This is a genomic window from Nocardioides sp. NBC_00368, assembly GCF_036090055.1.
GTDB lineage: Bacteria > Actinomycetota > Actinomycetes > Propionibacteriales > Nocardioidaceae > Nocardioides.
Window position 1 is genome coordinate 881,719 of record NZ_CP107970.1, and the last position, 12,422, is coordinate 894,140.

A 12,422-nucleotide genomic window follows, 5' to 3' on the forward strand; every position below is an offset into this window, starting at 1 on the left:
CACTGGGCGCATGGACGCAGCACCTGAATTGGACTACGAGGCGATTACCCGCGCCTGTGAGCGCCTAGGTGTCGCGCGGTTGCGTATCTTCGGGTCAGCGGCCTCCGGGAACTTCGACCCGGAAAGTAGCGATCTGGACTTTTTCGTCGACTTCCTTCCAGAAGTGCACGATCTGCTCGGCAACTACTTGGCATTGACCGAGGAGCTCGAGACCATCGTGGGGCGCAAGGTCGACCTGGTGATGTCTGATGCGGTGGAGAATCCCTACTTCGCCGCGCAGGCATTCAGTAGCGCTCAGGAAGTCTATGCAGCCTAGGGCAGCCGCGTTGCTCTGGGACCTGCTCACGGCAACGACGCGCATCCAGGGATTCGTCGCAGGGAAGACGTGGGACGACTATGCGGCCGACATCCTGCTTCGTTCTGGGGTCGAGCGGCAGTTCGAGATCGCCGGCGAGGCGATGAGCGTCCTCCGGAAGGAAGACCCTGAGACCGCCGCGCGGGTGCCGGATGTGCACAGGATCGTCGGAATGCGCAACGTTCTGATCCACGGGTACGCGGAGATCAACGACCTCACCGTCTGGCGAACAGCTACGGGCGACCTGCAGTCGCTGGTCCAAGCCGTTGAGGCCTTGTTGGCCGAGGCCGGGCCTCCGGTACCCTGATCGCTGGATCTCAGGCTCCCGACCAGCGGGCGATGTCCTCGTCGGTGACCTCGACGGGACCCTCGACGCGCTGCGTGGCGCGGATGTGGTTGCCGAAGGGGTCGCGGAAGGCGCAGTCGATGCCGTAGGGCTGCTTGGTCGGCTTGTCGGTGAACTCGACGCCCTTGGCGGAGAGCTCCTCGTAGAGCTTCTCGCAGTCGTCGGTGTTGAAGATGACCACCGCACCCATCGCGCCCTTGGTGACCAGGTCGCGCAGCTGGGCCGCGGTCTCGGCGCTGTGAGCGGGGGAGCGGCCCGGCACCTCGAGCAGCAGCTGGTGGTCGGGGTCGCCGGGTAGATGGACGGTGAGCCAGCGCATGAAGCCCATGTCGACGTCGCTCCCGACCTCGAGGCCGAGCTTGCCGACGTAGAAGTCGAGCGCCTCGTCCTGGTCGAGCACGTAGATTCCGGTGATGTTGATGTTGGTCAGCATGCGACCAGTCTGCGGCGCTTCGGTGCCGGGCGCTTCTCCGAAACTGCTCAGCTCGCCGGCCGCATCCAGGCACGGGCGACGCACCCGGGCACGGCGGGGCTGTGGGCCCTGGCCCGGTAGCCGCTCGGGGAGGTGCCGACGATGTCGCGGAACGTACGGCTGAAGGTGCCGAGGCTCGTGAAGCCGACCGTGAGCGCGACATCCGTGACCGGCGTCGCGGTGTCGCGGAGCAACGCCATCGAGCGCTCGATCCGGCGCCGCTGCAGGTAGCGGTGGGGCGTCTCCCCGAAGACGCCCTTGAACCGGCGGCTGAAGTGCGCGGGGGAGACATGCGCGACCCGGGCCACCGCCGCGACGTCGAGCCGCTCGGCGTAGTGCCGGTCCATCACGTCGCGGGCCCGCAGCAGGCGGCGGTTCTCGTCCTCGCGAGGCGTCATGTGCCCGAGCCTAGCGCCGGGCGGACCTGGGAGTCCTGAGGTCACCAGGTGACCCCAGGACTGCCAGGTCTGGTCTCACAGACCCATGTCCTTGGCGATGATGAGCTTCATGACCTCGGAGGTGCCGCCGTAGATGCGGTTGACGCGGTTGTCGGCGTAGAGGCGGGCGATGGGGTACTCGTTCATGTAGCCGTAGCCGCCGTGGAGCTGGAGGCAGCGGTCGATGACGCGGTGGGCGACCTCGGTGCAGAACAGCTTGGCCGAGGCGGCCTCGGCGGCGGTCAGCGTGCCGGCATCCTCGGCCTCGATCGCACGGTCGACCACGGCCTCGGCGGCGTCGACCTCGGCCTTGCACGCGGCCAGCTCGAACTTGGTGTTCTGGAAGGAGGCGACGGCGGTGCCGAAGACCTTGCGGTCGTGGACGTACGCCTTGGCGAACTCGACGGCGGCAGCGGCCTGGGCGTACGCGCCGACGGCGATGCCGAGGCGCTCGACCGGGAGGTTCTGGCCGAGGTAGGAGAAGCCCTTGCCGACCTCGCCGAGGACGTCCTCGACCGGGACCTGTACGTCGGTGAAGGAGAGCTCGGCGGTGTCGGAGACCTTGAGGCCGAGCTTGTCGAGCTTGCGGCCGACCTCATAACCCGGCAGCGACGTGTCCACGGCGAGGAGGGTGATCCCGCCGCGGCGGTCCTCGGGGGTGGCCGGCGCGGTGCGGGCGCAGACGATCACCCGGTCGGCGTTGACGCCGCCGGTGATGAAGGTCTTGGCGCCGTTGAGGACGTAGTGCTTGCCGTCCTCGGTGAGCTTGGCGTTGGTGGTCATCCCGGCCAGGTCCGAGCCGGTGCCCGGCTCGGTCATCGCGATCGCCCACATCTCCTCGCCGGAGACGAAGCCGGGCATCCAGCGCTCCATCTGCTCCTTCGTGCCGAGCTTGAGGAGGTAGGGCAGGCAGAGGCCGACGTGCGTGCTCGAGCCGCCGAAGGAGACGCCGGCGCGGGCGAGCTCCTCGGTGATGACGGCGGAGTACTTGAACGACTCGATCCCGGCGCCGCCGTACTCCTCGGGCACCTGGATGCCCCACACCCCGAGCTCGCCGAGCTTGAGGTAGAAGTCGTGGGGGACGATCCCGGCCGCGTACCACTCGTCGTAGACGGGGGTGACCTCCTTCTCGATGAACGAGCGGATGGTCTCGCGGAAGGACTGGTGGTCCTCGGTGTAGATGGTGCGGCGCATACGGTGCTTACTCCTCGGGGTGCATTCTTCTCGGGGTCGAAACGGAAGTCAGGGGCGGGCGCCGACGGCGCGCAGTGCCAGATCGGCGTAGAAGTCGGCGAGGGCCTCGGGCGTCCAGGAGCCGTCGTCGCGGTACCAGCGCGCCAGGTCGATGCCGAGCGAGAGCAGGGCGGTGGCGGCCTTGGCGGGGTCGGGCGTGTCGAAGTCGCCGCTGCGTACGCCTTCCTCGACGACCTCGCGCATGACGGTGTCGATGGCGCGGCGCAGGCCCGCGATCTCCCGGAAGTGCTCCTCGGTCAGCGCCGCGAGCTCGTAGTTGATGACCCGGGCCATCGTGTGCGAGCGGGCGTGGAAGAGGACATAGGTGCGTACGGCGGCGGCGACCCGCTCGGCGGGCGTGGCGTCGGCTCGGGTCGCCTCGGTGACCGCCTCGAGGATGACCTCGTGGCCACGCACCGCGATCGCGTGCAGGAGCTCCTCCTTGGAGCGGTGGTGGACGTAGACCGCCGCCGGACTCAGGCCGGCCGCCGTGGCGATGTCACGGGTGCTGGTGCCGTGGAACCCCTTGGCGGAGAAGGCCTGGACGGCCGCGTCGAGCAGACGGGCGCGGCTGCGGTCGCCGCGGGCCTGGGTGCTGGTGCGTACGTCGCTCATGCCAACAGTCTGGCATAAAGGTAAGTGAGCGCTTAGATTCGGCTCGGGAAAACAATGCGAGGATGTTGCTCGTGAGCAATGCTTTGAAGCAAGTCCTGGTCCTCAACGGCCCCAACCTCGGACGTCTCGGGAAGCGTCAGCCCGAGATCTACGGGCACACCACCCACGACGAGCTCGCCGCGATGTGCGTCGACTGGGGCCACGCGCTCGGCTTCGCCGTGGACGTACGTCAGACCAACCATGAGGGCGACATGGTCGACTGGCTCAACGCCGCCGCTGACAAGGACATCCCGGTCGTGCTCAACGCCGCCGCCTGGACCCATTACTCCTACGCCATCTACGACGCCTGCGCGCAGCTGACCGCCCCCTTGATCGAGGTGCACATCTCCGAGCCTCTGGAGCGGCCCGAGGTCTTCCGGCACACCAGCGTCGTCACCCCCCATGCGACCGCGGTCGTGGCGGGCAAGGGCATCGACGGCTACCGCGAGGCCCTCGAGGTCGTCGCCGGGAAACTCGGGCAGGCATGACGGATTGGGTCGGCGTACGTCTCGTTGACTAGGATTCTCTGTGGCCCTGGTGGCCCCTGAACATTGACAACGGTGCCTGCGATGCCGCAGGACGACAGAGACGAAGGCTGACGGACGGTTATGGCGACGACGAACGACCTCAAGAACGGCATGGTGCTGAAGATCGAGGGCCAGCTCTGGCAGGTGGTCGAGTTCCAGCACGTGAAGCCCGGTAAGGGTCCGGCCTTCGTCCGCACCAAGCTGAAGAACGTCGAGTCGGGCAAGAACGTCGACAAGACCTTCAACGCCGGCACCAAGGTCGAGACCGCCACGGTCGACCGCCGCACGTTCCAGTACCTCTACAACGACGGCTCCAACTTCGTCTTCATGGACGTCGCCGACTTCGACCAGGTCGAGGTGGGCCCGGAGATCGTCGGCGACGGTGCCGGCTTCCTCCTGGAGAACCAGGAGGTCATCCTGGCCACCAACGAGGGTCGCGTGCTCTTCGTCGAGCTCCCGCCGTCGGTCGAGCTCGTGATCTCCTACACCGAGCCCGGCGTCATGGGTGACTCGGCCACCGGCCGCACCAAGCCCGCCACCCTGGAGACCGGCGCCGAGATCCAGGTGCCGCTCTTCATCGAGCAGGGCGAGAAGATCAAGGTCGACACCCGCGAGGGCGGTTCCTACCTCTCCCGCGTCAAGGGCTGACCTGTGGCTCACGTCGCCACCGCCCGCACCAAGGCCCGCAAGCGGGCTCTCGACCTGCTCTTCGCCGCCGAGGCCCGCGGTCTCTCCGCCGGTGATCTGCTCGACCAGCAGATCCGGGAGGGCGAGGTGCCCAACAACCCGTTCACGGTCAAGATCGTCCGTGGCGTGGTCGCCGAGGCCGAGCGGATCGACGCCCTGATCGCCGCGTTCGCGAAGGACTGGACGCTGGCTCGGATGCCCGCGGTCGACCGCAACGTGCTCCGTATCGGCGTCTGGGAGCTCCTCGACGGCGATGTCGCCTCCGAGGTCGCGATCAGCGAGGCGACCGCGCTGGTGACCGAGCTGTCCACCGACGACTCGCCGTCGTTCGTCAACGGAGTGCTCGCCGCGGTCGCGAAGGACCTCGCCAAGGCCTGATCAGCACGTGACGTACGCCTGTCCCGGACCGTTCCGGGCAGGCGTCATGTCATTTCAGGGTGCGGCACGACGCGTGTGTTTTCCGGTTATCGACGATTGCTTCGGTCGGGACCGTATGTTTGGACCCAAGGCTGAGATGGAGGCCGTAACCCAGCACCCGTATTCGGAGAGCGCATGACGCAGGAGAACAACCCCTACGACGAGCCGGACTCGCGCACCCGGCCGGCCGGAACACCCTCACACTGGGTGACCCCGCCTCCGCCGAGCTCGGCGGGACAGCCGCTCCAGCCCGCGAGGCCGGCCCAGCCCTATCCTCAGCCCGACCCGAGTCAGGAGGCGACTCGCATCACCAACCCACAGGTCACCACGAACCCCGCCCCGCCGGCGCCCGCACCGGCGGCCGCGGTCGCGCCGCCGCCCCCGGCGGTCCACGGCCAGGAGGTCCCCAGCGCGACCGACTTCCTCGACCGGCGCGCCGAGTCGGCCGGGTTCGGCCCCGCGACCTGGGGCTGGCGAGGCGCGATCCGCAAGATGTCCGGCGGGCTGATCAGCCCGAAGATGGGCCCCGCGGAGGTCGCCTACGAGCAGGACCGGGCGATGATCCAGCGCGACTTCGACGGTCCGCGCACCATCGTCTTCATCAACCCCAAGGGCGGCGCCGCCAAGACCACCGGCGTGCTCGCCGCGGGCTACACCTTCGGCACCGTACGCGGCGGGGGGATCGTGGCCTGGGACAACAACGAGACCCGGGGCACCCTCGGTATCCGCGGCATGCGCAGCACCCACCGCAACACCACCCGTGAGCTGCTCGACAACCTGGCCGCGTTCAACAACGTCTACCAGTCCCGCATCGGTGACCTGGGTGCCTTCGTGCGCTCCCAGGGCGACGCCCATTTCGACGTGCTCGCCTCCGACGAGCGCCCCGACGTCACCGGCCAGATCCACGCCGACGACTTCGCGCAGGTGCATCAGCTGCTGGAGCGCTTCTACAAGGTCATCCTGGTCGACACCGGCAACAACATGCGCGCCGAGAACTGGCTGGCCGCCGCCGACACCGCCGACCTGCTGGTGGTGACCTCGACGGTGCGTGAGGACACCGGCTACAGCGGCCTGTGGATGCTCGACGCGCTCCAGGAGTCCGGCTACGCCGACCTGAAGCTGAAGACGATCACGGTGCTTTCCGACCCGTCCCCGAAGGTCGACAACAACCTGGCTCGCGACCTCACCGAGGTCTACCAGCAGCGCACCCGCGGGGTCTACCGGGTCCCGTTCGACCCGGTGCTCGTGGCGGGCTCCACGGTGCAGTACTCCCAGCTCTCGGAGGAGACCAGGATGTCGTGGCTGAAGGCCTGCGCTGGGATGGCGCACGCGTTGTAGTCCCTGACCGCTAACGTCGGAGTCATGCGCGCTGTCGTCTACTCCGAGAACGGTCCGTCCTCCGCCATGCGTCTGACCGAGCGGCCGGTGCCGAAGCCCGGCCCCGGTGAGGTCCTGGTCAGGCTGGTGCGGGCGGGCGTCAACCCCACCGACTGGAAGGTACGCGCCGGCGTCAGCGCCACCCTCACGACTCCCGAGGCGACGCCGGGCCAGGACGGCGCCGGCGTGATCGAGGAGATCGGCGAGGGGGTCGGCACCCACGTCGTCGGTCAGCAGGTCTGGCTCTTCATGGTCCAGCACGGCCAGGCCTGGGGGACCGCGGCGGAGTACGTCACCGTCCCGGCCCACAAGGCCGTCGAGCTGCCTGCAGGCGCCTCCTACGACCTCGGCGCCTCGCTCGGGGTCCCGGCGATGACCGCCCACCGGGCGCTCACCTGCGGGGCGGTGGAGCGGGTGGCGCCGGGCTCGTTCGAGGGCCTCACCATCCTGGTCCACGGTGGTGCCGGAGCGGTCGGCAACGCCGCGATCCAGCTGGCCGTGTGGGCGGGCGCGACGGTGATCACCACCGTCAGCTCCCCGGAGAAGGCGGCGCTGGCGAAGGCCGCCGGGGCGCACCACATCGTCAACTACCGTGAGGGCGACCCGGCCACGGAGATCCGCGAGATCGCGCCCGACGGCGTCGACCAGATCGTCGAGGTCGCTCCGGCGGACAACAACGACCTCGACCGCGCGGTCGTCGCCAAGCGCGGCACCATCGCCATCTACGCCAACAACGGCGGCGACGAGCTCACGCTGCCGGTGCGGGCCACCTTCTCGCTCAACCTGCGCTACCAGTTCATCCAGCTCTACGGCATCGAGGACGTGCAGCTCGAGGCCGCGGCCGAGGACGTCACCGCCGCCGTGGCGGCGGGGGCGCTGCGTGTGGGTCAGGAGGCCGGCGTACCTCTGCATCACTACCGGCTCGAGGAGACCGCTGCCGCCCACGATGCGGTCGAGGCCGGTGCCGTCGGGAAAGTGTTGATCGACCTGGAGTGAGGATAAGGTTGGCCCGATCCTTTAACGAGCCGTCCCGTGAGGCGGAGAAGGAGACCACAACCTTGTCTGTTCCCGAGCGCAGCGAGCGGAATCATTCCGCACAGCCTCTTCCAGAGCCGTCGGCCGAAGGCCGTGTCGTGCTCGACTCCCGTGACATCTCCCGGGCGCTGACCCGGATCTCCCACGAGATCCTGGAGCGCAACCGCGACGCCGAGGACCTGGTGCTGCTCGGCCTGCACACCCGCGGGGTGCCGCTGGCCAAGCGGATCGCCACACGGATCGAGGCGGCCGAGGGACATCCGGTCGCCCATGGTGCGCTCGACGTGACGATGTACCGCGACGACCTCCGCACCCACCCCACCCGGGCGCCGCACCACACCGAGATCCCGCCCGGCGGCATCGACGGGAAGACCGTGGTGCTGGTCGACGACGTGCTCTTCTCGGGCCGCACCGTCCGCGCCGCGCTCGACGCGCTGGCCGACTACGGCCGCCCCGCCGTCGTACGCCTGGCTGTTCTGGTCGACCGCGGCCATCGACAGCTGCCGATCCGGGCCGACCACGTCGGCAAGAACCTCCCGACGGCGCGCTCCGAGCGGGTCGGCCTGCGCCTGGAGGAGACCGACGGCATCGACGAGGTACGCATCGTGGAGCTGGAAGGAGTGCCCGCATGACGCGCCATCTGCTGTCCATCGACGACGTGAGTGCCGAGGAGATCCAGCAGCTCTTCGCGACTGCCGCGGAGATGCACGACGTCCAGAAACGTGAGGTCAAGAAGCTCCCGGCGCTGCGCGGACGCACCGTGATCAATCTCTTCTTCGAGGACTCGACCCGCACCCGGTCCTCCTTCGAGATCGCCGGGAAGTGGCTCTCGGCCGACGTCATCAACCTGTCGGCGAAGGGCTCCTCGGCCTCGAAGGGCGAGTCGCTGCGCGACACCGTGCTGACCGTGACCGCGATGGGCGTCGACGGCCTGGTGATGCGTCACTCGGCCTCCGGTGCGGCCCACCAGGTCGCCGGCTGGCTCGACATCCCCGTGATCAACGCCGGTGACGGGATGCACGAGCACCCGACCCAGGCCCTGCTCGACGGCTATACGCTGCAGCGCCAGCTCGGCGGTCCCGGATCGCTGGAGGGCAAGCGGATCGCGATCGTCGGCGACCTGACCCACTCTCGGGTGTTCCGGTCCAACGTGAAGTCGCTGAGCAAGCTCGGTGCCTCCGTCGTCGCGGTCGCGCCGCCCACGCTGATGCCGTCGGGTATCGGCGAGTGGGCCAAGGCCGACGGCTTCGCGACCTCCTACTCGCTGGACGACGTGCTGCCCGAGGTCGACGCGGTGATGATGCTGCGCGTCCAGCGGGAGCGGATGAGCGGCGGCTACTTCCCGACCTCGAGGGAGTACACCGTCGGCTACGGGCTCACCCGTCAGCGGCTCGGCATGCTGCGCGAAGGCGTGCCGATCCTGCACCCCGGCCCGATGAACCGTGGCCTGGAGATCTCTCCCGAGGCCGCCGACGCCGCCTCCTCCCGGATCCTCGACCAGGTCTCGGCCGGGGTCGCGATCCGGATGTCCGTCCTCTACCACCTGCTTGCCGGCGAGGAGTCCGCATGAGCCTGTTGATCAAGGGTGCCTCCGTCCTCGGGGCCGAGCCGACCGATGTGTACGTCGACGGGGGAGTGATCCAGGAAGTCGGCACGGTCTCCGCCACCGCGGACGAGGTCGTCGACGCCTCGGGCCTCGTCCTCCTCCCGGGTCTGGTGGACCTGCACACCCACCTGCGTCAGCCTGGCCGCGAGGACGCCGAGACGGTCGCCTCCGGTGCCGCCGCGGCCGCTGCGGGCGGCTTCACCGCCGTGCTCGCGATGGCCAACACCTCCCCGGTCACCGACACCGCGGAGGCCGCGGTCTCGGTGTGGGAGCTCGGCCGCGAGGCGGGGCTGGCCGACGTGTTCCCGGTCGGTGCGGTGACGAAGGGCCTGGGCGGCGAGGAGCTGGCAGAGCTTGCGTTGATGAACCGGTCGCGCGCCGGCGTCACGGTCTTCTCCGACGACGGCCGCTGTGTCTCCGACCCGCGGGTGATGCGGCGGGCGCTGGAGTACGTCAAGGCGTTCGGCGGCGTGATCTCCCAGCACTCCCAGGACCCGTCGCTGGCCCCCTACGGCTCGGCCTGCTGCCACGAGGGCGAGCTCTCCGGCCGGCTCGGTCTGCCTGGCTGGCCGGGTGTCGCCGAGGAGGTCATCGTCGCTCGTGACGTGATGCTCGCCCGCCACACCGGTTCGCGCGTCCACGTCGCCCACGCCTCTACCGCCGGCACCGTCGAGGTGCTGCGCTGGGCGAAGGCCCAGGCCGAGAAGGACGGCAGTTGGGCGGTCACCGCCGAGGTCACTCCGCACCACCTGCTGCTCACCACCGACCTGCTCGCCGGCTACGACCCGACCTTCAAGGTCAACCCGCCGCTGCGTCCCGCCGAGGACGTCGAGGCACTGCGCTCGGCGCTGGCCGACGGCACCATCGACGCGGTCGCCACCGATCATGCCCCGCACGCGCGCCAGGACAAGGAGCACGCCTTCGTCGATGCCGCCTTCGGGATGCTCGGGCTCGAGGAGGCGCTCTCGGTCGTCTCCACGGTGATGGTCTCCTCGGGGCTGCTGGACTGGGCCGGCGTCGCCCGGGTGATGTCCACGGCCCCGGCCCGCATCGCCGGTCTGGATGGCCACGGCCGCCCGATCGAGGTCGGCGAGCCGGCCAACCTGACCCTGGTCGACCCGGCCGCGACCTACGTCGTCGACCGGGACCGCTCGCTCTCGCTCTCCCGCAACAACCCCTGGCACGACCGCAAGCTCACCGGCCAGGTGGTCGGTACGTGGCTGCGCGGCGCACGCACCTTCGGCTGAGGGCGGGGCATTTCCCCGCCATGGTGGGGAAATGCGGGGACTGAGCTCCTTCCTGGACGGCACTTTCCCGCCATGGCGGGAAAGTGCCGCCGGACGGCTTGGCCACGCAGTGGGTAGGGTCTGCCGTCATGAGTGACGTCTTCTCCGACAGGCTCGCGCAGTGGCGCGCCTACACGGCAACCCCGTGGGGCCGGATCCGCTACACCGTGGTCGAGGAGATCCTGCGACGCCAGTGCGCGGAGCTGGGGGAGGGGCTCCGGATCCTGGACGTCGGTGGTGGCGACGGGATGGACGCGCTGCCGCTGGCCCTGGCCGGGCACGAGGTCACCATCCTCGACCCGTCCGAGTCGTGGCTGGCCGAGGCGAAGCGTCGGGCGGCGGAGGCCGGTGCCTCGCTCACCACGCTCGTCGGTGGCGTCGATGATCTCCCCGATGGCGAGTGGGACCTTGTGCTGTGCCACTTCGTGCTCCACTACCGTCCCGCCGACGCCGGAGACGTACGCCGCCTGGCAGCTGCGGTCCGCCCCGGCGGCCGGCTCTCGGTGATGGTCCCCAACCCGGCGAGCATGGTGCTGCGCCAGCTGGTCACGGGCGGTCCGCAGGCCGCGCTGACCGAGCTGCGCGCGGACACCAAGCGTGCCGTGACCTTCGACCATGACGTACGAAAGGTGTCGATGGGCGACCTCGAGGCCGAGCTCGCCGCCGCGGGCCTGCGGCTCACCGGCCGGTTCGGCACCAGGATCGCCAACGACCTCCTCACCGACGACGCCGCCAAGCACGACCCCGCCCACTTCGACCGCCTCCTCGAGCTCGAGCGCGAGCTGTGCGACCAGGAGCCGTTCGTACGTATCGCCGGGATGTACCAGCTCGTCGCGGAGCGGCCGCACTGAACAACGGCGGCGCCCTCAGAAACTCCCTTCAGGTGAATGCCGGAGTGGGTCTATCCTCACCGAGGAACAGTCGTACGTCGATGGCTCGGCGCCGCCGCTGAAAGGCGCCCCTTGTGATGAACGTGTCAGGAGCCACCACCTCGCGCCGATGAGCGGGGCCAAGACCAAGCCACGCGAGCTGCGGGCCAAGCGCCGACCTGGTCGCCATTCCTGCTGGGACCATCTGGTCCTCGCGCCGCTGTGGGTCGCGTACGACGCGAACCTCGGCACTCTCCTTCGCACCTGCGACGCGATTGGAGCATGTCTGGCGGTGCCGCGCACCAGGCACTATCTCGATGCACTCCAGGTCGGCGACACGCTGCGTGGACGGCGGCCATGCGTTCACTGGGTAGCGCCCAGCAAGGAGGCATGGATCGTGGCGCAGCGTGATGTCGGCAAGCGGATCGTGGCCGTTGAGCTCGCGGATGGTGCGACTCCGCTCACCCGGCTGACGCCGGCGCGGCAGCCGACGGTGGTATTGCTCGGCCATGAGCACAACGGGGTGCCCGACGACGTGCTCGCCGAGGTCGACGAGTGCATCGAGATCCCGATGGTCGGATGGGGTGCGAGTCTCAACGTTGCGGTCGCCGGGAGCTTGGTCGCCTATCGATTGGCCGGGCTGTCGTGACAGCCCTGGCAACGGAGTTAAAGTCGGCAGCGTGGATAACCTCGAGCGCGTCTACAAGATGCCCTTCGGCTCCGTCTACCCGCACTACGTGACGAAGGTCGAGAGGAAGGGCCGCACCACGGCCGAGCTGCACCAGGTGATCACCTGGCTGACCGGCTTCGACGACGAGGCGATCGCCAAGCACATCGAGGCGGAGACGAGCTTCGCGGAGTTCTTCGCCGCCGCCGACCTCAACCCGGCCTCGGAGCTGATCACCGGCGTCGTCTGTGGCGTCCGGGTCCAGGACATCGAGGACCCGGTCATGCGCCAGGTGCGCTACCTCGACAAGCTGGTCGACGAGCTGGCCAAGGGCAAGGCCATGGAGAAGATCCTGCGCGGTTAGCCGTGTTCGGCTAATCGGTTGGACGGCGCAGGCGTCCGCCGCGTAGGCTTTTGCCATCATGAAGATCTCGCGCTGACCTCCGACCCGCGC

The 12,422-nt window shown here is 69.1% G+C and carries 17 protein-coding genes; 13 read left to right on the plus strand and 4 right to left on the minus strand.

Annotated elements, in window-relative coordinates; genetic code table 11:
• Nucleotides 1-10 precede the first annotated feature (10 nt).
• Both OG984_RS04060 and OG984_RS04065 read left to right on the plus strand, forming a co-directional pair.
• On the plus strand, nucleotides 11-316 hold the full coding sequence (locus OG984_RS04060) for a nucleotidyltransferase family protein (protein WP_328530369.1): 306 nt from the start codon (nucleotides 11-13) through the stop codon (nucleotides 314-316).
• Between the two features lie 10 nt (nucleotides 317-326).
• Nucleotides 327-662 (plus strand): HepT-like ribonuclease domain-containing protein, encoded by a 336-nt coding sequence (locus tag OG984_RS04065; protein ID WP_328530370.1) that lies wholly within the window; start codon nucleotides 327-329, stop codon nucleotides 660-662.
• A gap of 10 nt (nucleotides 663-672) precedes the next feature.
• Here OG984_RS04065 and OG984_RS04070 read toward each other — a convergent pair whose 3' ends face one another.
• The 4 genes from OG984_RS04070 to OG984_RS04085 form a co-directional block, all read right to left on the minus strand.
• Nucleotides 673-1,134 carry a VOC family protein gene (locus tag OG984_RS04070; protein ID WP_196873889.1) on the minus strand — a complete coding sequence of 154 codons (462 nt, stop codon included), beginning with the start codon at nucleotides 1,132-1,134 and terminating at the stop codon, nucleotides 673-675.
• A gap of 47 nt (nucleotides 1,135-1,181) precedes the next feature.
• Nucleotides 1,182-1,571 (minus strand): AraC family transcriptional regulator, encoded by a 390-nt coding sequence (locus tag OG984_RS04075; protein WP_328530371.1) that lies wholly within the window; start codon nucleotides 1,569-1,571, stop codon nucleotides 1,182-1,184.
• Between the two features lie 75 nt (nucleotides 1,572-1,646).
• Nucleotides 1,647-2,804, minus strand: a complete 1,158-nt coding sequence (locus OG984_RS04080; RefSeq protein ID WP_328530372.1) for an acyl-CoA dehydrogenase family protein — start codon at nucleotides 2,802-2,804, stop codon at nucleotides 1,647-1,649.
• 48 nt (nucleotides 2,805-2,852) lie between these two features.
• Nucleotides 2,853-3,458 (minus strand): TetR/AcrR family transcriptional regulator, encoded by a 606-nt coding sequence (locus tag OG984_RS04085; RefSeq protein ID WP_328530373.1) that lies wholly within the window; start codon nucleotides 3,456-3,458, stop codon nucleotides 2,853-2,855.
• A gap of 62 nt (nucleotides 3,459-3,520) precedes the next feature.
• Between OG984_RS04085 and OG984_RS04090 the strand changes: the two genes are divergently transcribed.
• The 11 genes from OG984_RS04090 to OG984_RS04140 all read left to right on the plus strand — a co-directional run bounded on the left by OG984_RS04090 (nucleotide 3,521) and on the right by OG984_RS04140 (nucleotide 12,332).
• On the plus strand, nucleotides 3,521-3,985 hold the full coding sequence (locus OG984_RS04090) for a type II 3-dehydroquinate dehydratase (RefSeq protein WP_328530374.1): 465 nt from the start codon (nucleotides 3,521-3,523) through the stop codon (nucleotides 3,983-3,985).
• Between the two features lie 120 nt (nucleotides 3,986-4,105).
• Nucleotides 4,106-4,672, plus strand: a complete 567-nt coding sequence (efp, locus tag OG984_RS04095) for an elongation factor P (protein WP_008356794.1) — start codon at nucleotides 4,106-4,108, stop codon at nucleotides 4,670-4,672.
• 3 nt (nucleotides 4,673-4,675) lie between these two features.
• Complete coding sequence (gene nusB / locus OG984_RS04100) at nucleotides 4,676-5,089, plus strand: transcription antitermination factor NusB (protein WP_328530375.1); 414 nt, start codon at nucleotides 4,676-4,678, stop codon at nucleotides 5,087-5,089.
• 174 nt (nucleotides 5,090-5,263) lie between these two features.
• The gene (locus OG984_RS04105; RefSeq protein ID WP_328530376.1) at nucleotides 5,264-6,466 is read left to right on the plus strand and encodes a hypothetical protein; all 1,203 of its coding nucleotides are present in this window, start codon (nucleotides 5,264-5,266) and stop codon (nucleotides 6,464-6,466) included.
• A gap of 24 nt (nucleotides 6,467-6,490) precedes the next feature.
• Entirely contained in the window at nucleotides 6,491-7,501 is a 1,011-nt protein-coding gene (locus OG984_RS04110) for an NADPH:quinone reductase (RefSeq protein WP_328530377.1), read from the plus strand.
• 62 nt (nucleotides 7,502-7,563) lie between these two features.
• A complete protein-coding gene (pyrR, locus tag OG984_RS04115; protein ID WP_328530378.1) occupies nucleotides 7,564-8,172 on the plus strand; it encodes a bifunctional pyr operon transcriptional regulator/uracil phosphoribosyltransferase PyrR in 609 nt (202 codons plus the stop codon).
• Nucleotides 8,169-9,110, plus strand: coding sequence for an aspartate carbamoyltransferase catalytic subunit (locus OG984_RS04120; protein ID WP_328530379.1), 942 nt, complete (start codon nucleotides 8,169-8,171; stop codon nucleotides 9,108-9,110). The genes pyrR and OG984_RS04120 overlap by 4 nt, the downstream gene beginning before the upstream one ends.
• On the plus strand, nucleotides 9,107-10,393 hold the full coding sequence (locus tag OG984_RS04125) for a dihydroorotase (protein WP_328530380.1): 1,287 nt from the start codon (nucleotides 9,107-9,109) through the stop codon (nucleotides 10,391-10,393). The genes OG984_RS04120 and OG984_RS04125 overlap by 4 nt, the downstream gene beginning before the upstream one ends.
• 128 nt (nucleotides 10,394-10,521) lie before the next feature.
• The gene (locus tag OG984_RS04130; RefSeq protein WP_328530381.1) at nucleotides 10,522-11,283 is read left to right on the plus strand and encodes a methyltransferase domain-containing protein; all 762 of its coding nucleotides are present in this window, start codon (nucleotides 10,522-10,524) and stop codon (nucleotides 11,281-11,283) included.
• 148 nt (nucleotides 11,284-11,431) lie between these two features.
• On the plus strand, nucleotides 11,432-11,950 hold the full coding sequence (locus OG984_RS04135; RefSeq protein ID WP_328530382.1) for a TrmH family RNA methyltransferase: 519 nt from the start codon (nucleotides 11,432-11,434) through the stop codon (nucleotides 11,948-11,950).
• Nucleotides 11,951-11,981: 31 nt separating this feature from the next.
• A complete protein-coding gene (locus tag OG984_RS04140) occupies nucleotides 11,982-12,332 on the plus strand; it encodes a DUF2200 domain-containing protein (RefSeq protein WP_328530383.1) in 351 nt (116 codons plus the stop codon).
• Nucleotides 12,333-12,422: the final 90 nt, after the last annotated feature.

Coding starts and splice junctions, on each gene's coding strand:
- OG984_RS04060 (WP_328530369.1), top strand. CDS start 11: ATGGACGCAGCACCTGAATTGGACTACGAGGCGATTACCCGCGCCTGT.
- OG984_RS04070 (WP_196873889.1), bottom strand. CDS start 1,134: ATGCTGACCAACATCAACATCACCGGAATCTACGTGCTCGACCAGGAC.
- OG984_RS04075 (WP_328530371.1), bottom strand. CDS start 1,571: ATGACGCCTCGCGAGGACGAGAACCGCCGCCTGCTGCGGGCCCGCGAC.
- OG984_RS04080 (WP_328530372.1), bottom strand. CDS start 2,804: ATGCGCCGCACCATCTACACCGAGGACCACCAGTCCTTCCGCGAGACC.
- OG984_RS04085 (WP_328530373.1), bottom strand. CDS start 3,458: ATGAGCGACGTACGCACCAGCACCCAGGCCCGCGGCGACCGCAGCCGC.
- OG984_RS04090 (WP_328530374.1), top strand. CDS start 3,521: ATGTTGCTCGTGAGCAATGCTTTGAAGCAAGTCCTGGTCCTCAACGGC.
- efp (WP_008356794.1), top strand. CDS start 4,106: ATGGCGACGACGAACGACCTCAAGAACGGCATGGTGCTGAAGATCGAG.
- OG984_RS04105 (WP_328530376.1), top strand. CDS start 5,264: ATGACGCAGGAGAACAACCCCTACGACGAGCCGGACTCGCGCACCCGG.
- OG984_RS04110 (WP_328530377.1), top strand. CDS start 6,491: ATGCGCGCTGTCGTCTACTCCGAGAACGGTCCGTCCTCCGCCATGCGT.
- OG984_RS04120 (WP_328530379.1), top strand. CDS start 8,169: ATGACGCGCCATCTGCTGTCCATCGACGACGTGAGTGCCGAGGAGATC.
- OG984_RS04125 (WP_328530380.1), top strand. CDS start 9,107: ATGAGCCTGTTGATCAAGGGTGCCTCCGTCCTCGGGGCCGAGCCGACC.
- OG984_RS04130 (WP_328530381.1), top strand. CDS start 10,522: ATGAGTGACGTCTTCTCCGACAGGCTCGCGCAGTGGCGCGCCTACACG.
- OG984_RS04135 (WP_328530382.1), top strand. CDS start 11,432: ATGAGCGGGGCCAAGACCAAGCCACGCGAGCTGCGGGCCAAGCGCCGA.